The following is a 24342-nucleotide window of genomic DNA, read 5'->3' as shown; positions in this document are numbered from 1 at the left end:
GTTGGGGTCATGAGTGTAGTGATTGACCCATCCTTCGATCCTGTTCCTTCGCTCGCGCAGACAACTGACGTTGTCATCGGCTCCGTCGCCGATGTCATCGCAGCGCCAGTCCGCGCGTGCCTGATCGCCGCCGAGGGGGATCTGCCATCATGCGATCACCTCGACGGCCAGACCCGCGAGTCACTTGCGGCCGCCGGATTCACCGGGAAGGCAGGCCAGACGCTTCGCCTCCCCGGCAAGACGCTCTGCGTGCTCGTCGGCACAGGTAAGGGCATCACCTCGGCGGCTGAGCTTCGCAACGCCGTCGCTTCCTTCACCCGTGCTGCGAGTGAGTCCGCGGCGCTCGCCCTCGACCTCACCAGCGTGACCTCTGACACGCTGAGCGCGCGCGACGCTGCGCTCGCCGCCACTGAGGGTGCTGTGCTCGCTCGCTACCGCTTTGAGGCGCTGAAGGGCGAGGCGAAGAATGTTGCACTCAGCACGCTGACCCTCGGCGTTTCCGATGCGGATCAGGCTGCAGCCCGGGAGGGTGCAGATCGCGGGCTCGTGCTCGCACGCGCAGCTTCGCTCTCGCGTGACCTCGGCAACACACCGCCGCGGCACCTTACAGCCGAGAAGTTCGCCGACATTGCTGCGAAGCTCGGCCCCGAGTTCGGCCTGGAGGTCGAGATCTTTGACCGCGACGCGCTCGTCGAGCTCGGCACCGGCGGCCTGCTCGGCGTGAACGCCGGCTCGGTTGACGAGCCGCGCATGATCAAGCTGCGTTACACACCGGAGGGCGCTACCGCGAACACCCCGCACCTTGGCCTCGTCGGCAAGGGCATCATGTTTGACTCGGGCGGCGTGAGCCTGAAGCCGCCGACGTCGATGGGCGACATGAAGATGGACATGATGGGCGCGGGCGCCGTCTTCTCGGCGATGCTCGGCCTGCGCGAGCTCGGGGTGACGAACAAGGTCACCGGGTGGCTCATGTGCACCGACAACATGCTCTCTGGCACCGCGACGAAGATCGGCGACGTGCTCACGATCCGCGGCGGCAAGACCATCGAGGTGAAGAACTCCGACGCCGAGGGCCGCATCGTCATGGCAGACGGCCTCGTGCTCGCAACCGAGGAGACTGATCGTCCGGACGCGATCGTCGACATTGCGACGCTGACCGGCAACGCGATGGCGGCTCTCGGGCTCCGCACCGCGGCGACATTCGCGAACAACGACGAGGTTGCGGCTCAGCTCGCGGCCGCGGCGGACCTCACCGACGAGCGCGTCTGGCAGATGCCGCTTGATCACCGCTACGCAGACCAGATGAAGTCGAACGTTGCCGATCTGTCGAATATCGGTGGCCCGTACGGTGGCGCGATCCTCGCTGCTCTGTTCCTCAATGAGTTCGTCGCCGACGTGCCGTGGGGTCACATCGACATCGCGCCGACGATGGAGGTCGCGAGCGACGACCTGTGGCGATCGACCGGCTCGACAGGCTTCGGCGCGCGCCTGCTCACCGAGCTCGCTGCAGCATTCACTGCGCCCGCAGCGACCGATGCTCCGCAGTCAAGCGAGATGAACTAGTGCAATGGCTGAGACGCTGCTTGAGAGTCGCGACGGATACATCAGTGAGTTCATCGATTTCGTAGGATCATCGCCGAGCTCGTACCACGCGGCGCGATTCTCGGCAGCGATGCTCGTGAGCCAGGGGTTCACCGAGTTCGCCGAAGACGACGCGTGGGGGCCGGTCTCATCCGGCGCCCGCGGCGTCGTCGTGCGCGACGGGGCGATCATCGCCTGGCGTGCGGGTGAGGGCGTCTCCGCGACGAGCCCCGTGCGCGTGCTCGGAGCGCACACTGATTCGCCCGGCTTCGTGTTGAAGCCGCAGCCTGACTTCACGGCCGCAGGCTGGTCGCAGGCGGGCGTCGAAGTGTATGGGGGCCCGCTCATCAACTCCTGGCTCGACCGAGACCTCGGCTTCGCGGGGCGCATCGTCACCCGCTCGGGGGAGGAGCGGCTCGTCTGCACGCAGGCCGTCGCTCGCATCCCGCAGCTCGCGATCCACCTCGACCGCGACGCGAACTCGGGCCTGACGCTCGATCGGCAGCGCCACACGCAGCCGATCCTTGCGGTTTCCGCGCCCGACACCTCGGTGATGGAGTTGATCGCGGCCGCGGCGAATCTGCCGCAGCCAGGGGAACCCTTCGACCGCGCAAGCGCGGCTGAACTGGCTCTCGATTCGGGCCGTCTTGGGGAAGACGACATTGCGGGCACCGACGTGCGGCTATATGACACGCAAGCGGCGAGCAGGATCGGAGTGAATGCGGAGTTTCTCGCATCACCACGGCTCGACAATCTGAGTTCAACGTTCGCGGGCCTTGTCGCGCTCATCGAAACTGAGCCAGCGCCCGGCACGATCTCAGTGTTCGCCTCGTTTGACCACGAGGAGCTCGGCTCCGAGACACGCTCTGGTGCCGCAGGACCCTTCCTGGAGGACGTTCTCGTCAGGTTGCGCGCTGGACTCGGTGCGACGCCGGATGAGGCCGCCCGCGCGCTCGCAGCGTCGTGGTGTGTGTCCGCAGATGCCGGGCATTCGGTGCACCCGAACTACCAGGAAAAGCACGACCCGAACGTGCGCCCGCTCGCGGGTAAGGGGCCGATGCTGAAGATCAACGCGAATCAACGCTATGCGAGTGACGCGCACGGCGCCGCGCTCTGGCAGCGCGCCTGCGAGGCGGCGGGAGTACCAACTCAGGAATTCGTGTCGAACAATACGGTTCCGTGCGGCTCGACGATCGGTCCGATCACGGCGACACGGATCGGGATCCGTACCGTCGACGTCGGCGTTCCGCTGCTGTCGATGCACTCAGCACGCGAACTTGCGCACGTCGATGACCTGCATGGGCTCGCCCGAGCGATCGGTGCGTTTTACGCCGGCGCCTAGCTGCGAGTTCACGAAACGACGCTCAGCCGCGCACGCGAGTGCGCGGCTGAGCGTTTCTTCATCGAAATTCTTATGTCTGTTCGATAGGATCAGGCCATGAGTGAGGTGCAACGGCAAGGTGAAAAGGTCCTAGCGCTCCCTACGGATCGGTTGATGCCGCACATTCAGCGGTTCGGGCAGCAGGCGATTGAGTTCACTTTCCTCGGCCCGAACATGCAGGGGCAGCCCACATGGATCATGTGGAATGCGAACGAGCCGTACCTCATTGGCATGCTCAGCCAGGGAAAGATGGGGTACCACTTTGAGCAGCGCACCGGTGACGGTGTGCAATTGCTCGAAAACATCTCACTCAACCGGGTACAGCGCGCCCTCGGCGGGTAGACGCGAGATTTTCCGGGTGGCGGGAGCGCAACTGCGACACGCCAGGGATACCGGTTGCTCGCCGGGATTTGCGTCTCGCGGCATTCGTGCCCTAAGCTCATATCTCGGTAGCAAGGCAAGAAATTGCTTCGGCCCCATCGTTTAGCGGCCTAGGACACCGCCCTTTCACGGCGGCAGCACGGGTTCGAATCCCGTTGGGGTCACTATACCGAACACAATTGAATATGAATGGCCCTGTAGCGCAGTTGGTTAGCGCGCCGCCCTGTCACGGCGGAGGTCGCGGGTTCAAGTCCCGTCAGGGTCGCTGGATTGAGGAGCCCTTCTAAGGAAGGGTTTCTTCATTCCAACGGCGATTGCCAGAGTTGGTCACCCAGTTCGAACGATCGTCTGGCTCTGTAGCTCAGTTGGTAGAGCGTTCGACTGAAAATCGAAAGGTCACCGGATCGATGCCGGTCGGAGCCACGTAGCGGAGTATTACACCGCTGCTGAACCCTCATGAGGCTTCTACTCGTGGGGGTTCTTTTCTTGCAGACCCGTTCCCTGCCCGTTTTGTGGGCGAGGGGTGCGGCGAGCAAGGCACAATTGAAAAACATGAATGGCCCTGTAGCGCAGTTGGTTAGCGCGCCGCCCTGTCACGGCGGAGGTCGCGGGTTCAAGTCCCGTCAGGGTCGCCATTGGATGAAGCCCCTCTTCGGAGGGGCTTCATTGCGTTTTGGGCGAGTTCACCTGCGCGATGGGCGCTGTTGGCGCGGAGTTTGGGCTGCGTTTTTGGTCCCAGCGCCAGTGTTCGTGACCTTGGGCTTGTGAATGAGCAAGATTAGCTATATTGTTTTGCTCTGGCAGCAAGCCAATGGTTTGGTTGCTGTTCTCTATGCAAATTCGTTGTTGAATTTGTTCTCAATGCCGAGATGGAAAGTGCGCCTTCATGACTAAGACGAGCCCCACAACCAAGTGGGTGATGCTGAGCCTGTCCTACCTGGTTCTCATCGCCTGCTTCATCCCCTACATCGGATGGACCCCGAGCCTGCTCGAGATCTCCGAAGAGCTGTCGCTCAGCGCGAGCCAGGCCGGCCTGCTCGCCTCGATTACCGCCCTCGTCGGCGGCATCATCCTGCCATTCGCCGGAGTGATCGGCGACAGGATCGGAATCAAGAAGATCATCCTCGTTGGCCTTGTCGCCGCGATCGTCGGGCAGTTCGTCTTCGCGCTTGCGCCTGACTACGGCATGCTCATGCTCGGCCGCGCAATCAGCGGCCTCGGAGTTGGGCTGTTGTTCGTCGGGCCGTACACGATGGCAATTAACTGGTTCGAGCGCGAGCGCAAGAGCGGAATTGCGCTCGGCGTCATGTTCACGACCGATGGCATCGGGTCGGTTTTCGCCCTCTATCTGTTCGCGATCGTGCTCGTCGCGTTCGGTTGGCGCACCGGCTCGACAATCGGCGGCGTCTTCCTCATCATTGTCCTTGTCATCGCCGCGCTCTTCCTGAAGGACGTTCCGCCGGCCCCGGCCGAGGAGGCCGCGCAGGAAGCAGACGCCAGCGGCCGGTCGGCTGTCAGCTGGCTGTTCAGCCGCAACGTCTTGGTCGCAGCTGCCTTCTTTATCGGCGAGTGGGGAATCTTCGCAGTAGTGGCCGTCTGGATGCCGACGATCCTTATCGAGGACGCAGGCTGGTCGACAACGGCGGCCGGCTTCTTCGCCTCCTGCTACGTGCTCGCCGGTGTCGCAACATCGATCATCTTTGGTCTCATCTCGGACCGCCTCGGCAAGCGAAAGAACCTGATCCTGCTCGCGGGCCTCGCCATGACGCTCTTCATGGGTGCCCTCACCGTCAGCATTGCCTCAGGCAACTACGTGTTCGCAGCGATCTGCCTCCCGCTCGTCGGCCTCGGGGTCTACACCGGAATGCCTCTCGCCCTGGCGCTCGCAACCGAGTCGGTGCCCGCGCGCATGGCTGGCGCAGTCAATGGCTTCGTGCTCGGAATCGGCTTCATCGTTGGCGGATTCGTCTACCCGTATGTGATGGGACTCGTGAAGGATTCAACCGGCGACTACGTTCTCGGCTTCGTCGGGATGGTTGTCGCGACAGCGCTGCTCAACCTTTGCTTCCCGTTCTTCGCGAAGGACGTGCGGCGAGCGCAGCCAGCGGAGCCGCTCGTACGCTAACGCCGCGCCATACGGCTCGGCGCCGCCGCAATCGCGCACTACAACAAGAAGCCCCTCCTCGGAGGGGCTTCTTGTCGCCTGGAGGCTTTAGCCCTTCACGACGCTCGCTTCGGTAGTGGTCGAGCTGAGCACCGTGCCCGGCGCGAGGCTCGGGAACCACGAGGACTTGCCCGTCAGTATCGTCCGGACCTGCACAAGTTCGCTGCGGTCGTTAAACACGAGATCCTGCCGCGCTTCGCCATCCGGGGTGGACAAGCTCACCACCTGGCTTCCCCGGCTCTGTGCGGCCGGCTCCGCCGTGAGCGTGCCGAGATCGGCGAGCACCTCAAACCCTGCGGCGCGCAGTTCAACCGAAGCCGCCGGATTGCTCAGCACGGGCAGGAGCCACTCGAAGATCCTGTCGGACTCGTCCGATTCCTGGCGGGCGGTATCGGAGAGGATGAAGCCGCGCAGCGCACTCTTCTCGGTTGGGGCGTCGGTGCGAAGTGGGCTGCTGTCGCCGCCAGGCATCACCCCAGCCGGCCACACCTCCTCGGACGCGCCGGGGCCGTGTGCGAGGTCTTGGCGCACGGCCTCTTCGGCGTTGGGATTGCCCAGGTCGTCGAGGATCTCGACGAGTTGTCTGCCGCTTCGCCTAACGATCCAGTCGCCCTCTGGATCGCTCGGTACCAGCGTCACGACGGTCTCGACGGCGCGGTACTTGATCGTCTCGCCGGGCGTCTCGATGGCCGCCCCGGCGGGATACACCTCCCCAAGCGTCTCGTCAGTCTCCTGGATGCGTAGCAGCTCTCCCGCGGAAATAGTGTGGCCGCCCGTGCGCACCTGGTCGGCAGCGTCAGCGAGGACCGCAGAGGCCTGTGCTGCGGGGGCGTTGGGGGAGGGCCACAGCGCCGTGACCCCGATGCCGATGGCGGCGGCCGCCGCGACGCCGGCGAGGACGAACTTCGGTGCGCGTCGTCCGACTGCGCGTCTCTGTGGCGGCTTCGACTTGATGCCCCGTTCCGTGATGGCCCTCTCGAGCCGCGCTTGCCCGCGTATGAGCGCCTCAGGCTCCGGCTCACCACTGCTACTGCGCATCGAGCGCAGAACGTCGATTTCGTCCATGATCTTCCTCCGAGTTACGAGTGCTGTCCGCGTCGAGATGGGCGCGGAGAATTCGACGGGCGCGATGCAGTCGAGACCGCACGGTGCCCTCTGGAATGCCGAGTGCGTCGGCGATGCCTGCGGAATCGAGATCCGACCAGGCGGTAAGAGCGAGAACGTCGCGGTCACGCTGCGCCAGGGAAGCGACGGCCCCAGCAATGCGTCGCACCGCGTTCGTGGCGTCAATATGAGCATCGACATCGGGCCGCCAGATGTCGATCAGATCGCCGTTCCCGTCGAACCCTGCAGCGGCACCCTCCCTCGCGAGCGCCTTCCATGTGGCGATCTCATCGCGACGGTGTCGGCGAATGAGGCGCGTCGCGATTCCGAGGAGCCAGGGGAGCGCATTTGGGACGGTGGCGTCGAAGCGATCGAGCCGCTCGAGCGCCACTAAGAACGTTGCGCTCGTAATGTCTTCGGCCGCCTCCGCGCTGAGCCTCGACGCGACGTAGCTGAAGACTGCTCTCGCGCGGCGCCTGTAGAGCAAAGCGAACTCGTCTGGCCGGTCTCTGGATCGCGCGATGATCTCCCCGTCGGTGATCTCCGCGTCGGTGCTCTCGTTAGTGCGCATATCTAGTATTGCCGCGAGCACGCCTTTCCGTTCACGACTAGCTTCTCAGGGCCCTCGCCGTCCACTCCGTGCCACGCTGTGCTGGTAGAACGCCCACCCGAACATGATCGTGCCGAGCAGGAGAATCGCCCGTGCAAGCGTGACCGCCGCAACCACAAGTGAGTCGGGGAGTCCTCCTGAAACGAGCATGCCGATCATCACGACCTCGTACACGCCGACGCCGTTGGGGGTCGTCACCACCATGCTCGTCACGGTCGCGAGCCCGTAGGCGACAAACACGAGCGCCGGGTCGGCGTGCAGGCCGAAAGCGGCGAGGGCGATCCAGAACAGCCCGGCATCGCATGCATGCACGAGAAATGACAAGGTGAACGGGGTGCGGAGTGCGCGCGGGTCACGAAGGATCTCCCGCAGTTCGACATGCAGCCCGTCGAAGAAACGCACAACACTTTCCGTCTGCACGCCGGCGGGCCTACCGACGATGTTTGCGCCCCAGTTCGCGACCTTCACAACGACGCCAGCGAACCTGTGCAGTGCGCGCCTCCGTTGCAGCAGCAGTGCGCCACCAATCGTTGCGCCAAGTGCGAGTGCGCCGACGCCCGCGGCCGACCAGAGTACTGCCGCGGTTCCAGTGCCGCTGGCGAGTAGCCACGCCGCTGCGGCAAGCAACAAGATGCAGAACGACAGGAACGTCACTGCGAAGCGTGCAAGCTGCGCGAGCGTGCCCTTTGCTGCAGGAACCCCCAGGCTCGCGAGCTTCCAGCTCGTGTAAGTGATGCCGGCAGCGCCGCCCGATGGCAGCATGTGATTCGCGAAGTTGAACTCGAGTGACATTCTCATCGCGGTGAGCGGGCGCAACCCGTGGAGCTCGCCTCGAGCGCGAAGGTACGAGAACAGTGCCTCGCCGGTGAGTGCGAAGCTCGCGAGCTGCACTGGGACGAGAAGCGCCATCACTCCAGGGTTCACGAGCGGAAGACTGCGGGCGGCGTCGACAAGCGTCGGCCAAGCAGCTGCGACGATCATCGCCACGAGCAGCACAGTGACCGCGCTGACCCAGAACCTGGGGGAGCGCACCCAGCCCGCACTCACGTTGCGCGGCCCGCCCATCTCCTCTGGTTCCCGTAGCGGTGCCGTGCGAGCGTCATGCTGTCTGTTTCGTAGTACCGACTCAGCTTTTTCCCATCGATCGAGCGAAACAGGCGCGCCTGCACGATGAGGTCAGGAGCGTACCGCAGCCGGTGCCCGGTGCGCAGCAACGCGATCGTCACATCAACGTCTTCGCTCACCAGGTCGTCACCGTGCCCGACGAGCTGGCGGGCCTCGAGCCAGGCCCGCCGACGAAACGCGCTGTTGAATCCATACAGCATGGGGCGCACCCCGATGCTGCGCTGGTGCCACAACCGAAATCCCCGATACCACCACGCGAACCAGAGCCGTGGTCCGGGGGAGAGCTCCGCGATAGCGGCGCCACCGCCCTGCCCATCGAGTGTGGGATCGCGAAAGTCGTCGCGGATGCGCGCGATCCATGTTGGCGGCACGACGGTGTCGGCGTCGATCCGGGCGATGACCTCTGAGCGCGCAGCGTCGAATCCGGCGGTTCGCGCAAACGTCACTCCCTGCCTGGGCTCAGTCACGACGCGCACCCCGGGGAATCGCGCCGCGATCCTGTCGCTCCCGTCGGTGCATGCGTTGTCGACAACGATGATTTCGTCGGCTGGTTCGCTTTGCCCGGCGAGCGCCCGGAGACAGCGGGCGATGATTCTGGCCTCGTTGTGCATAGGGATCACGACTGAGACTGTCGGGTTGTGCAGTTCGGCCGGAGGCGGGGAAATCGTCACCCCTCCATTCACTCCCGAATCTGCCGACAGGACGATGGCCCCCGCGCGAGCTTCGGGGTAGCGTCAGCGCTACCCCGGCAGAGTAGCCGCGATATTCTGGATCGATGAGCACTCAAGAGACCCCGACGCTCGCAGAAGTGCGCGCAGCCATCGACGAGCTTGACGGCGAAATCGTCGAGCTCATTGCGCGGCGACAACGCTGGGTTGAAGCGGCGGGGCTGATGAAGACCGATGAGCAGGCGGTGCGGGCGCCGGACCGTGTCGAACAGGTCATCCACAAGGTCCGCGGGCTGGCAGCCGAGCACGGAGCGTCGCCCGACGTTGTCGAGAGCGCCTACCGTGCTCTCATCGCAGCGTTCGTTGAACTTGAACTCACCGTGCACGACGGCGAAGCGCGTCAGGTGATTCGCCCCACGCGCGGGCCCGAGGAGTACTCGGCGCTAGTCAGTATCTGGCGGAGCGCCGTGCGGGCAACCCACGATTTCCTTGCTGAGGAAGACTTTGCAAGGATCGAGGGAAACCTTGCGGATGCCTACTTCCCTGCTGTGACGCTCGCTGTTGCCGAGCGTGACGGTGTGCCAGTCGGATTCGCGGGAGTAGCCGAGGGCAGCCTTGAGATGCTATTCGTCGACGACGCAGCACGAGGCACCGGGGTGGGGAGCGCGCTGCTCGCCCATGTGATCGAGCGGCTCGGTATGACCCGCGTTGCCGTCAACGAGCAGAACCCAGGCGCTCACGGGTTCTATGTGAGCCGCGGCTTCGCCGAGGTTGGACGCAGTGAGCTCGACGGTGACGGGCGTCCCTACCCACTCATTCACCTCGCGCTCCCCGAGAGATAAACATCGAGCGCCACATGAAAGAAGGCGGCGGTGCATATGGCTGGCATCGAGTACCTGGTCTTCGAGGATGCTCTCCGCGATGAGCATGCGCGGGCGGTGTTTGAGCGCACGGTTCAGGCCGTCAACGATGGCACCGCGAGGCGGGTGGAGCTCAGCAGGGGGCACGGGTTCGAAACTGACGGCGAGAAGATCCTTGGCAGCGCGCTGCTTGAGTACGCGCTCGGTCTCGTACCCGCCGCCGAGTTTGATGCGACCGCTGCGCAGGCCTTCGCGGAGCGCATGCGGAGACTCTTCGGGTGGCACGACATCACCTTCACACTGACCCAGTGGGTTGAACAGCGGCTCTGTGCGCCCTACTTCGGTAATCGTGGTAACGACTGGAGCCCTGACTGGCAGCTGCGCGACGACGTCGATGTGAGTCACCTGCCAGAGTCGTTCTTCGAGTTCGCATGCTACGTCGCCGTTGGTGAACTGAAGCACGGCCCGAGCTACGCGTCTGTGAGTGCGAACCGCATCTTCGATTGGGTGACAAAGCTTGGCAGCAGCCTGCCCGCACGCCTGAAGAAACACGGCACAGGCCAACTGCCGAAGGAGCTCGCCGCGTTCCTCGGGACTGGCGAAGCCGAGGGCGTGACCGCGAAGGCGAACGATGCACTCGCGACTATCAAGATCGCCGTGAAACATGAGAACGCCGCAAGTTACGCGGCGGTGCTCGGCTACCTCACGAGGCTCCTCAACACGACGGACTTCCCACGCTCCTACGCTCTCGAGTTCCGCGGACCGACAAAGCAATACCTGCCGGTGAACAAGCTGCCGAGAAAGTCAGTGAACCAGCTGTTCGCCTGCGCCGTCGGCTACCCCGAACTCTGGCCAGCGATTGCGGCCTACGCGCGGGCTGCGATGAGTGAGTACGACTGGTACACGAACCTCGAGGGCGAGAATTGCGCGATGCCGGGAACGTTCGCTGTGTTCGCGCTCGGGATCGCCGAGGCCGCAACTGGCGGTACTGAATTCACGCCGCTCGTGCTCGACTACCTTGGCGAGGTCGACGGTGAGCACCAGTCGCTTCACGGGCACTTTCTGGCCGGGTACATCGAGGCACACGGCTTCGACGAAACCGGGCTCGCCTATCTACTCGCCTGCGCCGGGAACATCCAAGAGCTGCAGCACCGCAAGATCTACCCAGCGCTTGTCGCGAATGAGCGCAGCCTGACCGCGCTTCTCACCCTCCGCGGAGTTGGCGAGGCGAGTGGCCCGAGTGGCGTCCCGGCGCTCGCCGCGACCCTGCGGGGCGAGCCATCGGATGACTATGCGTGGCGCCACGCGCTCTATGCCATATGGGGCAGCGCAGCCGAGACGAGGGGAGCCGACGGCCGCGCCGGCGCAAAAATCATTGAGGGTGCTGAGCCGGGGCTTCGTGCGTTCTACGAGGCGATTTTCGCCTAGCTGTACGGTCTGCGAGAAGGAGCGCACGACTCTTCGAATGCCTGGGCGCCGTTGCCGCGAGCCTGCCGTGGTTATGGCGGTCGGGATGCGGGGAATGTGCATAGTGAATTCCCTGAAAGCGCTTAATTTTCGCACACAAAACACTAGACCCCTACATTTTTTGTGGATAGGCTGGCGCCTGTATTTGGCCTCCTGTGTCGTCGAAACCCAGCGTTTGCGAGGGCTCTTCCGATCGCGCTGCTGGCCGACGCATTCATGACGTAGTGAACAGACAGCAAGGGGGAGCGATAGTGCGCGCGCTGGCAGATCCAGGACCAATGAAACGTCGAGCGAGGGTTCTGAGACTGCTCGCAGGTATTTCGGCGTTCGCTATGGTTGGCGGCGTCGCAGTTCTGGGCGCATCGCCCGCGCTCGCCGACGACGGGGATACTCAAAGTGACTTCGTGCAGTTTGCGGACGACCAACTGCTCGCCTGTGTCAACGAGAAACTCGGAGGCGGTCGAACTCCGAGTGAGCCCGTCAGCTATGAGGAGCTCAACACGATCTTTGGGCTTTCATGTAGCAGCAAGTTTGCGGTGACATCACTTGGCGGCATTGAGCACGCCCAGAAGATCACCAATATGTTCTTTGCTGGCGGAGCGCACGACTTCTCTGCGGCTGGCTCGCTCGCGGCTGCGGCAGCGATGCCGAAACTAAACAACCTGACACTTACAGACGCGCATGTCACGAACGCCTCACTCGCCGACGTCGGGAACATCACGGGACTCACGACGTTGAGCCTCACCGGGAACCCAGATCTCTCTGATCTAGCACCGCTTGGCGCGCTTGCCAAACTGAACAAACTCGACGTCTCACGAAACGTAACGCTCGCTGACCTGTCACCGCTTCGCGGCCTCACGACACTGCGCGACTTTACGGCGTCGCAGAACCCGCTGCTCGTCGATCTCTCACCCCTTCGCGAGCTCACGTCACTGACGTCAGTCAGCGTCTACAAAACTGCCGTCGAGACGCTTGAGCCGCTGTCAGACCTGGTGAAGATCACGAACATCAGTGCCGGGTATACGAATATCACGACGCTCGAGCCCATCTCGAAACTTACTCAGATGCGCAACCTGAGCTTCGACTACGCAAAGCTACAGAGTCTCGACGGAATCGAAGGGATGGCAAGCCTGCGCACCCTTGAGGTGAACTACAACTCCGATATTGGTGACGACCTCGGTGCATTGGGAAACAAACCCGAGCTCACGCGGCTTCACATGAATGCGATCGGTGCGACCTCACTTGAACCGCTCTTCGGCCTCACAGGCCTCACAAGTCTGCAGGCTCTGGGCAATGCGATCTCGTCGCTCGAAGGATTCCAAGAGGCTCCCGAGGCGGCCGCGACAGGAGCGTTCGCGGTGACCGCGCAGCAGGTCACGGGCGAAGCGAAGTATGTGCCGAGGGGCGCAAAGATGTTCCGTCACGATGCAACCGGACAGCTTGCGAAGCGCGATGGCTCATTCCCTGCCCCCGGGGGTAACCTCGCGCCGATCCCTGACCCTGAACTACCGCTCATGCAGATCGAGGTGATCAAGGCCTGGCCCGACCTCGAGTACACGTTCGCTGAGGAAAGCAAGAAGAACGATCGCTTCACCGGTACGGTTGCGATGCCGATTGTGTGGAGCTCGATCACGAGCGAGGACAGTGCGACGGTTCCGCTCGGCGAGGCGTGGTATCGCGACGTAACGTTTACTGATGGCTTCCCAATGGCCGAGATGACGCTTTCCGGCGACGTTCCCGCGTGGCTGACTGTAGATGGCGTCACGCTGACTGGAACGCCCGACGTGTCGGGAGATTGGACCTTCGAAATTCGGGTCGCGGACGCGCTTGGAAACGCCATGACGCAGCGGTTTGACATCACCGTGCCGCAACCGAACACGAGTTTCTTTGAGATCAGCGAGGACCAAGACGTTGTCGCTGATGGCGACGTCGAAGTTGAGTTCAGCGTCACGCGCACCGACGCAGCAGAAAACCCGTACACGGGTGAAGCAAGTGTCCGCGTTCGGACCGTGGACGGAACCGCGAAGGCCGGCACACATTATGAGGCACTCGATACGACGGTCTCCTGGGCGCCGGGTGAAACTGCGACGGAGAAATCCGTGCGCGTGAGAGTTCTCGGCGGTGAGGCTGGAACCGACGAGGCCGCGCTCTCAGTCGAACTCTCTGATCCCACACCCGCAAACGTAACTGAACTGGGCGGGGGCTTCACCACTGATCTGACGATCAGCTATCCGCAGCCTGAGCCCTCAGAGTTCTCTATCAGCAAGCCACAGCTTGTTCGGGCGGCAGCCAAGCAGCCCGGGCACGTTCCGGGCGACGGCGAGCAGGACGTCACCTTCACAGTTACCAGGACCGACAGCATGCACCACCCATGGACGGGCGACGCCAAGGTTGCGGTGAAGATCTACGACCCGATGGCGACGGATGGCGACGACTACTCGGCGACTGTGCCCCTCACGTGGAAACGGGGTGACGCTGCGGCAAAGGAGTTCACAATTACGGTGACTCCTGGCAGCGCTGGCGACTCGAACCGCGTCCTGGCACTTCGGGTGGTAGCCGCGGACCCGCCTGAGCCATATGCGAAGCCTGCCCCACGCGCTGTGAGCGGCTTGACGATCACCTATCCCCAGCCAGACGCGACGTCCTTTACAATCGGCGCAGATCAGCGTGGGCGCGCAGGCACTGACTTCTCGTTCGAGGTCAGCCGGAACGACGCCGCGGTGAACCCATGGACGGGGGAGGCGAGCGTGCTTGTTGCGACGAAGGATGGCTCGGCGCTCGCGGGGATCCACTACGCTGCTTACTCAGAACGGCTCACCTGGGCCACTGGCGATGCGGCACCGAAAACTGTGACGATCGAGTCATTCGCGGTGCCGGCGGGCGACCCAGAGCGAATCTTCGAGGTTGAGCTCTTGCAGCCAGAGCCGAGCGCATTCAACGTGGTCGCCGATCGGAGTTCGGCCACGGTCACGCTCGAATCGGCGGTTCCGAATACTACGGTGGTTGCGTTTGGAGGCGACGCCCGCGTCGCCTCGGGTGATGCGCTCACCTTTACGCTGTCGCGCACCGACGCGGAGTTGGACCCGTGGACGGGTGAAGCGAGCGTTCGGGTTAGGTCCGTTGATGGTACGGCGGTTGCTGGCGAACACTTTGAGGCGGTCGATGAGGTGGTGACGTGGTCTGCGGGAGATGCCACGAACAAGGTAGTCACCATCTCGACGACAAAGATGACATCTGATGTCCGGGAACGATCGTTGACCCTCACACTTTCAGAGCCGACTGCGCACGCAGTAATTGGTGATCGAGGATCAGCAGTCGGAACTGTGACCTACGAAAAGGAGACCGAGCCCGGTGTTGACGGTGGTCCCAACCCCAAGCCAGGCCCCGGCGACGGTTCCACTGAGACCCCGGACCAGAAGCCCGGCGACCCACTCGTTCACTCAGGTGCGAGCCCGCTGGCCTTGGGATTGAGCGCTGGCGCGGCCATGCTCGCCCTCCTCGCGGGCGGTGCGCTAGTACTGATGCGCATGCGGCGCACTCAGTAGGAGACCTGCGATCTGAGGGGCGGGCTCCGCGCGGCCAACACTGGCTGGGCGGGGCCCGCTCCGCAGTTCACGGGCCGTGGGAGGGCTTGACCCCCCCCGAAATAGGGGAAATCTCGTACCCGGAAACCGCCGTCCTTGTGCCATGGCACATCGGATTCGGTTGGCAGCGAAGCACCAGGCAAGGGAATTCGCAGCGAAGATGGGTTTGCACGACATTGACCGCAGAACTGTGCAGAACTACGTTTAGCGCGAATCGGTGCGCTGCGTAGCCTGTGTGCATCCGCAGAGACGCGACGATAGGGCAGGTATGCGAGCGAATTACGACAAGCCGGTTTCACCAGCGACCTCAGTAGCACAGGTGGTGCCTGGCAAGGGCACCGCTAAGTCCAGGAAGCTGGCTTCGCGCCACATTACGATGATCACGCTTGGCGGAATCATCGGCGCGAGTTTGTTCGTCGGCTCCGGCAACGTCATCCGATCGGTGGGCCCTGCCGCACTCGTCTCCTACTTGATCGGTGGAGTGCTTGTCTTCCTGGCGATGCGCATGCTCGGCGAGATGGCGGCGGCTCGCCCAACCACAGGGTCTTTCATGGAGTACGCCAGGGTTGGCCTCGGCGACTGGGCAGCCTACTTCGTCGGCTGGCTGTACTGGTACTTCTGGGTCGGCGTCATCGCGTTCGAAGCGGTCGTGAGCGGGGCGATCCTCCACAGCTGGATGCCCGGAGTTCCCGAGTGGGTGTTCTCGATCGCGATGATGCTCATCTTCACGGTGACAAACGTTGTCTCCGTTCGATCATTCGGCGAGGTGGAGTTCTGGCTTGCGAGTATCAAGGTCGTCGCAATCGTCGTCTTCCTCGGAGTCGGCGTACTTTTCGCCTTTGGGCTCTGGCCTGGTGGGACGTTTTCACTGCCGAACCTGTGGGAGCACGGTGGCTTCGCGCCGAACGGAATCTGGCCAGTCATCGCTGGCGTCGCGATCGTGATCTTCTCGTACTTCGGCACTGAGATCGCTGTGATGGCGGCAGCTGAATCAGAGAACCCAGCGAAGGGCGTGCGGCAAGCAACGACGACTGTCGTGTGGCGAATCCTGCTGTTTTTCGTCGGCGCGGTGTTCCTCATCGTCGTCATCGTCCCGTGGAACGAGTTGCCCGACCCGCAGGTCGAAGGCCCCTTCGTGCACGTCTTCACCCTCTACGGCATCCCGGCTGCTGGCGCGATCATGAGCGCAGTCACACTAACGGCTGTCTGCTCGGTGCTGAATTCGGGCCTCTACTCGGCAGCGCGCATGTTTGCAGCGCTCGCAGAGCAGGGCTATGCACCTGCGATTGTTGCAAAGCGCTCGCGCAATGGCGTGCCGATCGCAGCAGTCATCGCGTCGACGCTCGGAGGCTATGCGGCGGTCATCGTGAACTTCGCCGCACCCGAGTCTGGCATTTTCGACTTCATCATGAACTCGGCCGGTCTGGTTGCACTGTTCGTGTATGCCTTCATCGCGGCGACTCAGATTCGCATGCGGCAGCGAATGTCAAAAGAGGAGGTCGCGGGCCTAGAACTGAAAATGTGGCTTCACCCGTGGCTGGGAATCCTCGTCATCCTTGCCGTGATCGGCATTGTCGTCATCATGGTCGTGAGTGGCGACGGTACCCGAACGCAGGTCTGGACAAGCCTCGTATCGGTCGCGGTACTCGCGGTGTTCTGGCCGGCAGTGCGCCGGCGTCTCGCTCGCGTCCGTGCAGCAAAGGCAAACGAGCAGGAAGCTGAGAGCGTGGAGTAGCCCGCGAGAGTACACTCGAACTCATGAGCTACCGAGAGCTGTATTCGCAGCGTCAGGAGGTCGTCAGCGAAGCCCTTGCTGACGGTGAGTGACTACACTGCCCCCGCGGCGGGAGCGCTGAGCGCTCACCCGCCGCGGGTTTAGTGCACCCATTTCTCATTACTCTGGGGACTTTTCCGCGCTCGTGCGGTTGGTACCCGAAAGGCTGACTCATGCAACCCCTCACAGAATCATTCATTCGTTCATCGTTCGTCAACGCATCGCGCAGAGAGACGAAGGAGCTCTCATTGCCGGCGAGCTTCGAAACACTGACGGACGCCGACTGGGCCGAGCTCGACTTCTACGGCTGGCGCGACCCGAAGTATGTGCGCCGCGCCTATGCAGTGCTGCCGACATTCGGCGGGGACCCTGTTGGCGTGACCTTCACCCAGGCAGAGGCGACACCGCGCTCGCGGGCCATGTGCAACTGGTGCCAAGACGTTCGGCTACCGAACGAGGTCGTGTTCTGGGCCGCGAAGCGAGCCGGCGAGGCCGGCCGAAAGGGCAGCACTGTGGGAATCTTGCTGTGCCGTGAGTTCCAATGCTCCCGCAATGTGCGCAACGATCCGCCGCCCGCATACGAGGGCTTTGACGTCGCTAGGGCTCGGGCGCAGCGCATCGACACGCTGCGGTTGAAGGTCGCGGGCTTCGCCGACATGCTCGTGGCGGGCAGGTAGCCGCCGCGCTACGCTGGCAGCATGGACCAGCGCGACTACGAGACTGCTCTGTACCCGCTGCTCGAAGTACGCTCTGACACTGTGAGAGCAAGGCTCGAACGCTTCGCCAGCGCCGCAACCTCCTCAGCAGGTGACGGCGCAGGCGGAACGGCCAGCGCCGATGCAATCGTCATTAATGTCTTCGTCGATCAAGACGGCGAAGGGCCCTTTGACGTGTGGGCACGCTTCGAAGGGCGCGACGGGTTCGCTCTCGATCGCCGCTTCGACGACGAACGCCAGCTGTTTGGAGTCCTCTGGGGGGAACTTGGCTGGGTGCCCGAGGTGCCAGGCCGACCAGCTGGGTGGTCGCGTGATGACCTCGAAGATGCACTGGTAGCGGCCGTAGCCACCTGGCTGCGGCCGCTCCTCCCCGCTCAGGACGACGGCCTGATCTGGCGTATCGAATCACCCGACGGCGCAGTCGTCGCGGACAATATTTGACGAGAGGCTTCTCATGGGAGTGATCAACACGTACTTCATCGCCGACTCACACGAGGCCGCGGCTGCGGCCGTTGGCGAGGGACCAGCTGGGCTCCCCGCCGTCGACGCAGTCGATGCCACGGTGCAGGCTGGAACGCTGCTGGCCCTCCTCACCGGGCGAGACTACGACGAGATCGTGGCCGAGAAGTCCTGGGCAAGACTCGTCAGCGACCCCGATGACGAGAGCGCGTGGGTCGTCTCTATGCCTGATGCTTTCACCGAAGCGCTCGCCTCCGCATCAGACGACGAGCTTGCTCAGGTTGTCGGTCCCTGGTCGCAGACCGAGGAATTCTGGGGGAGCGGCGATCCTGAACAGCTGCTTCCGATGCTGCGGGACTGGCGCGATCTGGCGCGGCGGGCAGCCGAGGAGGGCGCTGGGCTGTACTGCTGGATGGCCCTTTAGGCCCCGGCAGCTGCAAGCTGGGCGGCGAGCCCCGCGGCGTCCTGTTGAATCCAGTACTCGACGATGTAGCCGCCCTCGACGCGATACACGGCGCTCCCGATAGTCTCGATCGGCCTGCCTGTCGGCGCGTGGCCGTCGATGTCGCCAACGTGATGGCCCCGTTGGATCCACCTTGCGTAGGCGCGGTCGCCGTCGACAAGCAGTTCGTCGACGACGAGTTCGAATGGGCCAAACATCTCGAGCATTTCTTCGACGTGCTCGGTGTAGTTGGCGGCGCCGCGCTCAAGCGTCGTGCGCGCCCCGGCGCGCACCTGATGGGCGAGCACGGTAGTTGCCATGTAGTGCGCGGCGCGTTCAGGTGACGCCCCGCTACGCACCTCGGTGAGGAACCCTCGGACAGTCTCTGCGGTGCTGCGACTCATGATCAGATTCTAGTGCTGTGTCTATCTCGGGCTGCGCGGCGGGATGCTGTTTCGCGCACGAGGAGTATTCTGTCTGGGTGACTCGTATCCTCTTCTTTGAGCCCCGCATTGCTGGCAACACCGGCAACACGATTCGCCTCGCGGCAGGCACTGGGGCTGAGCTCCACATCGTGAACCCGCTCTTTGATTTCGAGGATTCGAAACTGAAGCGCGCAGGGCTCGACTACCACGATCTCGCCGTCGTTCACCTGCACGATTCGTTCGAGGCAGCGCTTGAAGCGCTCGCGCCCGCACGGGTCTTCGCGTTCACAGCTCGAACAACTCGGCCGTACACTGACGTTGCGTATGAGCCGACCGACGTGCTGCTCTTCGGGCCAGAACCCACCGGGCTGCCCCAGGAAATCCTGGACCACCCGGCGATTACTGACCGCCTCCGGATTCCGATGCTCCCTGGCCCGCGCTCGATGAACCTCGCAAACTGTGCGGCCATCGCGAGCTACGAGGCGTGGCGCCAGCAGGGTTTCGCAGGGGCGGCGTAGAGGCGCGTACAGCCCTCGTCCCGCTGGTCAATCCGGGCGCCTCACGAAGGTGCGTTAGGCTTCGAACAGCGACCGATAGTTCGCGAGGTCTTTTCTCGACGCAGCCCCGAGCTTCGCGCGTGCCTGGGCAATATGTGACTCCACGGTACGAATGCTGCAGTGCAGCCGGGCCGCAATCGCTTTGTTCGCGAGTCCCTCAGCGGCGAGCGCCGCAACCTCACGCTCGCGCGCGGTGAGGTGCAAATAGTCGCTTGTGAGGGTGCTACGTCGCAGGTAGCTTGGCACGGTGTGCGCAATCTCCCGCTCCAGCTCATCAATTTGTTCTGCGCACTCGGTTGCGGCAACGCCAGATCTCCGGCTTAGGAAAATCTCCCGCGCTTGGCCCAAAGCGTAGAGGGCTGGGGCCCATGCTCGACGCTGCCGCAACACCTCCGCGATACGGGCCAACTCGCGGGGATTCTCGGCTGCGGCAGCGGTGAGATGTGCGCGCATGAGAGACATGAGTGGTGCGGTTCGGTCGCCGGCCAACGGGATCGAGTGATGCTGCGCAAGAGTTGCGTGCTTGCCCGCAAAATACATGAAGAGCCTCAGCTGTGCTTCTGAATCATTAGCCGCCACGTCGGGTGTGTCGAGGGCTGCGACAGGCGAAGCGGCGTGACCAAGACCCGAATGGATCGAGTTCAGCTGCGCCTCGACTCGCAACGGGATGAGGTGAGGGGCGGTGCCAATCAGGAGTCCCCATTCGCGGTGTGCCCGGATGAGGTCTCCGCAGGCGAGCGCCGTAGCCGACGCTTCGTAGTGGCGAAGCCATCGTGCGTGGAATTCATAGAGTGGGCTTCGGCGGGCAATGTCGACGAACTCGGGAGCGAACACGGGTCCTTTGCCGAGCACAAAACAGGTCAGCGCCTGGGAAAGCAGCACCATTCCAGATGTATGCGGGAGTTCGGTGAGCGTTTGTGACGATGTGCGAGGGACGGGGCCCGCGCGCTCGATCCACGAACCGGGGGAGAGCTCCCCTTTTGTAGCTGCGTCGAGATTCACAAGTGTGTCTGCAAGCATCCCCGTGGTCGTGTCAGCGTGGCTGCGGCCACATTGCTCAAGGAACGCGACTTGTTCGGAGGTGAGCATTGCTGAGCGGTTGAAGAGCCACACGACCCGTTCGAGATCATGTTCTGCTCGGTCAGCTGGGAAGATGTCTTCAGGTGCCGACGGGGTGAGGGCGAGCTCGCTCAGCCTCGAGTGCACGCCCAGCCAGCCGACAAAGGCGTTTGAATCGTGCTCTGGCGGCGGCCCAATGTGGGAGAGGCCCGCTTCGGGGCCGACAAGTGCCCCGATGACAGCGGCGCGGAGCGTTGGGCTCAACAGCACTTGCGTGTCGGTGCTGCGGAGCAGTAGCGATCTTGCGAGCTGTTCCTCGCCGAAGTCAATGAGCTCGACAATTGTCTTCTCGATCAGTGAGCTTCGTAGCGACGAGTACTTCTCGGCCACCTGCGGTCTTGCTGCGGTAAACGGGCGGCTACAAAACACGGCGTCGCTCACCGAGAGTGGAAATCCGAGCGAGTACTTTGCAAGCAGCCGTTCTTGCGCCGTGTCTTCGAAGACGGTGAGGGCATCTGTCGGTGCTAGGTCGCGAATCGCGGATGCTACGAACGGTGGCACGTAATAGAGCGAACGCGTGCCGACTGACGCGAGAATGCCTTGCCGAAGCAAGAGCTCGGTGTGGTGACTACCGACCAGATCCTCGATACCCTTCAGATCCAGTGGGTCAAACCGCGACAGTAGGACCGCGGCCGCGACGGACTCGGGCGGGAGATCTCTCACTGTTCGTGCGACGCTCCTGAGCGCAGAAGCTGCTAGACCGGTGGGTTGGGAGGTCAGGATCTCGGGCCGAGGAAACGCAGCGACTCCGCCGACCTTTGCGAGCTCGAGCAAGGCGAGCGCCCACTTCGGGCGGCCGTCTGCAAGCCGCGTAATTGCGTGCAGCATGCCGGAATCGAGTACGTCGGTGCTGTGTTCGTGAAGCAGTCTGGCGAGTGCGTCATCGGCAAGACGGGGGAGACCAATGCTCGTTGCGCCGTCCATCACCGTATCGACAGTGTCGAAGAGCTTGGCTGACCCAGAGAGCAGACCACGGAACGAGCTGTCAAAACCAGTAGGGTCGATCACCGCGGCGCTGGACTCTGCGGATTGGACGCGCTCGCCCCACGCTTCGAGGAAGTCTGCGTCCGCGTGTTCGAGTGCATCGATGAGGATCGTCGCCGACGGAGGGACTGCGCGTAGCTGCTCGGCAGCGTGGGGGAGTGTCGTGCTTACGATGAAGGACTGCTGCGAGGCGATGCGGGATTGGAGGCCGGCAAGGAAATGAGTTCGCCCGCTGCCTGTTGGAGCCGAGATGATAACGAGCTCACCGCGGTTCAACAGCTCGGAGGCAATCTCGAGCTGTTCCGAGTGGAACACGGTCTTATGGTGCATGTCCTAGAAAACTCCCTGTTGAGCTCAGAACTACTTATCAAGAGACGCAGCGCGACTTGTGCTGACACTATCCAATGAGTGGGTGTCCGCAACACCCCCAATGTGCGTTCCAGAACTCACACCTCAGTAGTTCGTGCACAAAACCTCAGTACTGCGGAGATTCGTGGAGACGCACCCTGCGGCGTCATAGGCTCGCGACACCTGAGGTTGTTGGCGGTGCGTGACACAGCGCAGCGTCATGTATGTGCCATCGACCTCCTTCGTTGAAGAAGAAAGAAGGGGCGCCAAGCATGAAACCACCACAAGTCGTTGGGAGAGGTCCGTCGCGCGCGAGACCGTTAGCTCTCATCACCGCCGCGGCCATGGTCGCCGGGCCGGTGCTCTTTAGCAGCTCGGCTGCATTCGCAGACACACGGGAGGCCACGGAGGATTCGGCAGCTCACGGGCACTGGATCGCGCTTGAAGGACTCGGACTGGATGTCGTTGGGGCGGCATACACTCAGTCGTCCTTCCCTGACACGGTCGGCCCGGTCGCCGACCCGCTAAACCTCAGCGTGCTGAACGGGCTTGGGAGTATCCAACTCGGTACCCTCTCACTCCCGCTCATCAAGCCCGCGCCGGGCGGCCTCGGCCTGCTCGAGCTTGGCAACCTGGGAGCGATCTCGAGCTATAGTGCTTCACCCTCCGTCACGGAGTCAGTGGCGTCTTCAGGCCTCATCAATTCCGATGGCTCACTCAACGTCGACGCCGCGGCTAACGGCGGGTACGGGTTCGCAAAACTTGACGCAAGCCAGCTTCTGACCCAAATCATCGGCGCCGACGCCGTCAACGCGCTGCTTGATGAGGCCTCGATCCAAATCGGAGCGCTGGGATCGCGAGCAAGCTCGAACGCTGGCACTGTCGGCAGCGAGTACATGCTGACGGACCTCAAGCTCGACGTACACAGCCCGGCGGTTGAAGGTCTCGTTGACTCAGTTAACACGACCCTCGGAGTCGCGCTTAAGCCCATCCAAGACCTGCTTGGTGCCGGTGGCGGCATCGAGACGATTTTGAGCGGTGTGGTGAACACCATCGACGCACTGCCGCTCACGAATGCGAGCCTGAACAGTGCTTCGATCGACATCGCGCCGCTACTTGACCGCGTACGCACTGAACTCCTTGCGGAGCCGTTGGCGAACACCGACAACAGCGTCGTCGTAGATCTCAGCACGGGATCAATTCGCGTTGACCTCGCCTCGCTCGTGATCGATAGGAGTGGCGGCGCAAGCCTGAGCTCGCTCCCGACCAACACTGAGGTGCTGCACGGCGACACTGTCAACGCGATCCTCGACGGCGTGACGGATGCGCTCACGGGCAACGGTCCCGAATCTGCTATCTCGAAGATCGTAGATACCGTGAGAGAGGGCGTCTACGATCTCGCACTCAACGTCTCGATCCAGGCGGATATTAGCCTGCCGATCGTTGGTGCGTTGGTAGACGCGCCCGTGACCATCAGCGGTTCACTCGGCGGGTTCGTACAGCAGCCTGGCCACGCGGCTCCCATCGTCGACACCAGCCAGATCAATGTCGCTGGGATCCCCGTCGGGACGGTCCTTCAGCCGATCATCAACGCCCTCAACGGCGCAGTGACGAGCATCGGTGGCGTTCTTGGCGGCGTCATCGACGGAGTGGTTGACAACCTGCAGCCACTCGTAATGGGCGCGGTTTCTCCGGTCGTGTCGGGCCTCTTGACGGACGGTCTCGGTCCGGTACTCCGCAATGTCGCAAATATTACGATCAACCAGCAGCCCACCGAAGCGCCGTTTAACGAGCCTGGCGGCGACCTCGGAGCCGAATCGTTCACGGTTCGTGCGCTGAACGTCAGCGTCCTCCCGAATGTCGGCGCCAACGGTGCTGTCGCACTGCAACTCGGTTCCTCAACAGTGAAGGCGCTCGCTGAGGATCCGGGCACGGACCCTGGTACGGATCCGGGCGTCGATCCGGGCACGGATCCGGGTGCGGACCCTGGTACGGACCCAGGTACTGATCCTGGTACTGACCCCGGTACTGATCCGGGTACTGACCCCGGCACCGATCCGGGTACGGACCCGGGCACTGATCCGGGTACTGACCCCGGTACTGATCCAGGTACAGACCCGGGTACTGATCCGGGCACGGACCCCGGTACTGATCCAGGTACAGACCCGGGTACTGATCCGGGCACGGACCCCGGCACCGATCCTGGCTCTGACCCAGGTGTTGAGCCGGGTGTAGATCCTGGTGCTGATCCGGGTACCGATCCGGGTACGGATCCTGGTGCGGAGCCGGGTACGGATCCTGGTGCGGAGCCGGGTACCGATCCGGGTACGGATCCTGGTGCGGAGCCGGGTACCGATCCGGGTACGGATCCTGGTGCGGAGCCGGGTACCGATCCAGGCACGGACCCCGGCACTGATCCGGGTACCGATCCTGGTACGGACCCTGGCGCTGATCCGGGTACGGACCCTGGCACTGACCCGGGTACGGATCCGGGTGCTGGGGTCTGCTGAAGGTTTGATTGACTCTTGTCCACTTCGTGCGAGCGGGTGGGGAACAGGAGAATAGTTACACGATGAGGTATTCAGAAGAATTC

At 63.2% G+C, this 24342-nt stretch carries 19 protein-coding genes and 4 tRNA genes; 17 read left to right on the top strand and 6 right to left on the bottom strand.

Going from position 1 to position 24342, the window contains the following annotated elements; translation table 11 throughout:
* Positions 1–9 precede the first annotated feature (9 nt).
* From ACF07D_RS03825 to ACF07D_RS03790, 8 genes are all read left to right on the top strand, one after another.
* The gene (locus ACF07D_RS03825) at positions 10–1563 is read left to right on the top strand and encodes a leucyl aminopeptidase family protein (protein WP_119284863.1); all 1554 of its coding nucleotides are present in this window, start codon (positions 10–12) and stop codon (positions 1561–1563) included.
* A gap of 4 nt (positions 1564–1567) precedes the next feature.
* Positions 1568–2923, top strand: coding sequence for a M18 family aminopeptidase (locus tag ACF07D_RS03820; RefSeq protein WP_119284862.1), 1356 nt, complete (start codon positions 1568–1570; stop codon positions 2921–2923).
* A 96-nt stretch (positions 2924–3019) separates the two neighbouring features.
* Positions 3020–3304, top strand: coding sequence for a hypothetical protein (locus ACF07D_RS03815; RefSeq protein ID WP_119284861.1), 285 nt, complete (start codon positions 3020–3022; stop codon positions 3302–3304).
* Positions 3305–3434: 130 nt separating this feature from the next.
* A tRNA-Glu gene (locus ACF07D_RS03810) sits at positions 3435–3507 on the top strand.
* A gap of 27 nt (positions 3508–3534) precedes the next feature.
* Positions 3535–3608: transfer RNA gene (locus tag ACF07D_RS03805), tRNA-Asp, on the top strand.
* A gap of 85 nt (positions 3609–3693) precedes the next feature.
* A tRNA-Phe gene (locus tag ACF07D_RS03800) sits at positions 3694–3766 on the top strand.
* 135 nt (positions 3767–3901) lie between these two features.
* Positions 3902–3978, top strand: a tRNA-Asp gene (locus ACF07D_RS03795).
* A 251-nt stretch (positions 3979–4229) separates the two neighbouring features.
* Positions 4230–5468: a nitrate/nitrite transporter gene (locus ACF07D_RS03790; RefSeq protein ID WP_391503955.1), complete on the top strand. Its 1239-nt coding sequence runs from the start codon at positions 4230–4232 to the stop codon at positions 5466–5468.
* An 87-nt stretch (positions 5469–5555) separates the two neighbouring features.
* Here ACF07D_RS03790 and ACF07D_RS03785 read toward each other — a convergent pair whose 3' ends face one another.
* From ACF07D_RS03785 to ACF07D_RS03770, 4 genes are read right to left on the bottom strand one after another with little or no spacing between them, the layout of a single operon-like run.
* Positions 5556–6572 carry a hypothetical protein gene (locus ACF07D_RS03785; RefSeq protein ID WP_391503954.1) on the bottom strand — a complete coding sequence of 339 codons (1017 nt, stop codon included), beginning with the start codon at positions 6570–6572 and terminating at the stop codon, positions 5556–5558.
* Positions 6535–7182, bottom strand: a complete 648-nt coding sequence (locus ACF07D_RS03780) for an RNA polymerase sigma factor (protein ID WP_391503953.1) — start codon at positions 7180–7182, stop codon at positions 6535–6537. Before ACF07D_RS03780 ends, ACF07D_RS03785 begins: the two co-directional genes overlap by 38 nt.
* A gap of 45 nt (positions 7183–7227) precedes the next feature.
* Positions 7228–8286: a YbhN family protein gene (locus ACF07D_RS03775; protein ID WP_391503952.1), complete on the bottom strand. Its 1059-nt coding sequence runs from the start codon at positions 8284–8286 to the stop codon at positions 7228–7230.
* On the bottom strand, positions 8265–9017 hold the full coding sequence (locus tag ACF07D_RS03770; protein ID WP_255808312.1) for a glycosyltransferase family 2 protein: 753 nt from the start codon (positions 9015–9017) through the stop codon (positions 8265–8267). Before ACF07D_RS03770 ends, ACF07D_RS03775 begins: the two co-directional genes overlap by 22 nt.
* A 104-nt stretch (positions 9018–9121) precedes the next feature.
* Between ACF07D_RS03770 and ACF07D_RS03765 the strand changes: the two genes are divergently transcribed.
* From ACF07D_RS03765 to ACF07D_RS03735, 7 genes are all read left to right on the top strand, one after another.
* On the top strand, positions 9122–9856 hold the full coding sequence (locus tag ACF07D_RS03765) for a GNAT family N-acetyltransferase (RefSeq protein WP_391503951.1): 735 nt from the start codon (positions 9122–9124) through the stop codon (positions 9854–9856).
* A 36-nt stretch (positions 9857–9892) separates the two neighbouring features.
* Positions 9893–11302, top strand: a complete 1410-nt coding sequence (locus ACF07D_RS03760) for a DUF6138 family protein (RefSeq protein ID WP_391503950.1) — start codon at positions 9893–9895, stop codon at positions 11300–11302.
* 317 nt (positions 11303–11619) lie between these two features.
* On the top strand, positions 11620–14886 hold the full coding sequence (locus ACF07D_RS03755) for a Calx-beta domain-containing protein (RefSeq protein WP_391503949.1): 3267 nt from the start codon (positions 11620–11622) through the stop codon (positions 14884–14886).
* Between the two features lie 307 nt (positions 14887–15193).
* Positions 15194–16660 (top strand): amino acid permease, encoded by a 1467-nt coding sequence (locus tag ACF07D_RS03750; RefSeq protein WP_391503948.1) that lies wholly within the window; start codon positions 15194–15196, stop codon positions 16658–16660.
* 212 nt (positions 16661–16872) lie between these two features.
* Positions 16873–17376 carry an FBP domain-containing protein gene (locus ACF07D_RS03745; RefSeq protein WP_119284839.1) on the top strand — a complete coding sequence of 168 codons (504 nt, stop codon included), beginning with the start codon at positions 16873–16875 and terminating at the stop codon, positions 17374–17376.
* Between the two features lie 21 nt (positions 17377–17397).
* Positions 17398–17856 (top strand): DUF6389 family protein, encoded by a 459-nt coding sequence (locus ACF07D_RS03740; RefSeq protein WP_119284838.1) that lies wholly within the window; start codon positions 17398–17400, stop codon positions 17854–17856.
* Between the two features lie 13 nt (positions 17857–17869).
* Positions 17870–18298 (top strand): hypothetical protein, encoded by a 429-nt coding sequence (locus tag ACF07D_RS03735; RefSeq protein ID WP_119284837.1) that lies wholly within the window; start codon positions 17870–17872, stop codon positions 18296–18298.
* Here the strand turns inward: ACF07D_RS03735 and ACF07D_RS03730 are convergent.
* Positions 18295–18720: an ester cyclase gene (locus tag ACF07D_RS03730; protein WP_255808306.1), complete on the bottom strand. Its 426-nt coding sequence runs from the start codon at positions 18718–18720 to the stop codon at positions 18295–18297. The two genes, ACF07D_RS03735 and ACF07D_RS03730, sit on opposite strands and share 4 nt — an antisense overlap.
* 77 nt (positions 18721–18797) lie before the next feature.
* Here ACF07D_RS03730 and ACF07D_RS03725 point away from each other — a divergent pair, with 77 nt between their 5' ends.
* Entirely contained in the window at positions 18798–19259 is a 462-nt protein-coding gene (locus ACF07D_RS03725) for a tRNA (cytidine(34)-2'-O)-methyltransferase (protein ID WP_119284835.1), read from the top strand.
* Positions 19260–19313: 54 nt separating this feature from the next.
* Here ACF07D_RS03725 and ACF07D_RS03720 read toward each other — a convergent pair whose 3' ends face one another.
* Positions 19314–21731, bottom strand: coding sequence for a LuxR C-terminal-related transcriptional regulator (locus ACF07D_RS03720; protein ID WP_391503947.1), 2418 nt, complete (start codon positions 21729–21731; stop codon positions 19314–19316).
* A 290-nt stretch (positions 21732–22021) separates the two neighbouring features.
* On the opposite strand from ACF07D_RS03720, the gene ACF07D_RS03715 reads away from it, so the two are divergent.
* Entirely contained in the window at positions 22022–24259 is a 2238-nt protein-coding gene (locus ACF07D_RS03715; protein ID WP_391503946.1) for a choice-of-anchor G family protein, read from the top strand.
* The last annotated feature ends 83 nt before the right edge of the window (positions 24260–24342 follow it).

The organism is Leucobacter sp. NPDC015123 (assembly GCF_043080205.1).
GTDB classification, from domain to species: domain Bacteria; phylum Actinomycetota; class Actinomycetes; order Actinomycetales; family Microbacteriaceae; genus Leucobacter; species Leucobacter aridicollis_A.
The sequence above is the reverse complement of the archived record's forward strand: the minus strand, read 5'-3'. Positions and strand labels throughout refer to the sequence as shown.

Coding starts and splice junctions, on each gene's coding strand:
- ACF07D_RS03720 (WP_391503947.1), bottom strand. CDS start 21,731: ATGCACCATAAGACCGTGTTCCACTCGGAACAGCTCGAGATTGCCTCC.
- ACF07D_RS03750 (WP_391503948.1), top strand. CDS start 15,194: ATGCGAGCGAATTACGACAAGCCGGTTTCACCAGCGACCTCAGTAGCA.
- ACF07D_RS03825 (WP_119284863.1), top strand. CDS start 10: ATGAGTGTAGTGATTGACCCATCCTTCGATCCTGTTCCTTCGCTCGCG.
- ACF07D_RS03775 (WP_391503952.1), bottom strand. CDS start 8,286: ATGGGCGGGCCGCGCAACGTGAGTGCGGGCTGGGTGCGCTCCCCCAGG.
- ACF07D_RS03745 (WP_119284839.1), top strand. CDS start 16,873: ATGCAACCCCTCACAGAATCATTCATTCGTTCATCGTTCGTCAACGCA.
- ACF07D_RS03785 (WP_391503954.1), bottom strand. CDS start 6,572: ATGGACGAAATCGACGTTCTGCGCTCGATGCGCAGTAGCAGTGGTGAG.
- ACF07D_RS03765 (WP_391503951.1), top strand. CDS start 9,122: ATGAGCACTCAAGAGACCCCGACGCTCGCAGAAGTGCGCGCAGCCATC.
- ACF07D_RS03760 (WP_391503950.1), top strand. CDS start 9,893: ATGGCTGGCATCGAGTACCTGGTCTTCGAGGATGCTCTCCGCGATGAG.
- ACF07D_RS03755 (WP_391503949.1), top strand. CDS start 11,620: ATGAAACGTCGAGCGAGGGTTCTGAGACTGCTCGCAGGTATTTCGGCG.
- ACF07D_RS03735 (WP_119284837.1), top strand. CDS start 17,870: ATGGGAGTGATCAACACGTACTTCATCGCCGACTCACACGAGGCCGCG.
- ACF07D_RS03730 (WP_255808306.1), bottom strand. CDS start 18,720: ATGAGTCGCAGCACCGCAGAGACTGTCCGAGGGTTCCTCACCGAGGTG.
- ACF07D_RS03815 (WP_119284861.1), top strand. CDS start 3,020: ATGAGTGAGGTGCAACGGCAAGGTGAAAAGGTCCTAGCGCTCCCTACG.
- ACF07D_RS03780 (WP_391503953.1), bottom strand. CDS start 7,182: ATGCGCACTAACGAGAGCACCGACGCGGAGATCACCGACGGGGAGATC.
- ACF07D_RS03740 (WP_119284838.1), top strand. CDS start 17,398: ATGGACCAGCGCGACTACGAGACTGCTCTGTACCCGCTGCTCGAAGTA.
- ACF07D_RS03820 (WP_119284862.1), top strand. CDS start 1,568: ATGGCTGAGACGCTGCTTGAGAGTCGCGACGGATACATCAGTGAGTTC.
- ACF07D_RS03790 (WP_391503955.1), top strand. CDS start 4,230: ATGACTAAGACGAGCCCCACAACCAAGTGGGTGATGCTGAGCCTGTCC.
- ACF07D_RS03715 (WP_391503946.1), top strand. CDS start 22,022: ATGAAACCACCACAAGTCGTTGGGAGAGGTCCGTCGCGCGCGAGACCG.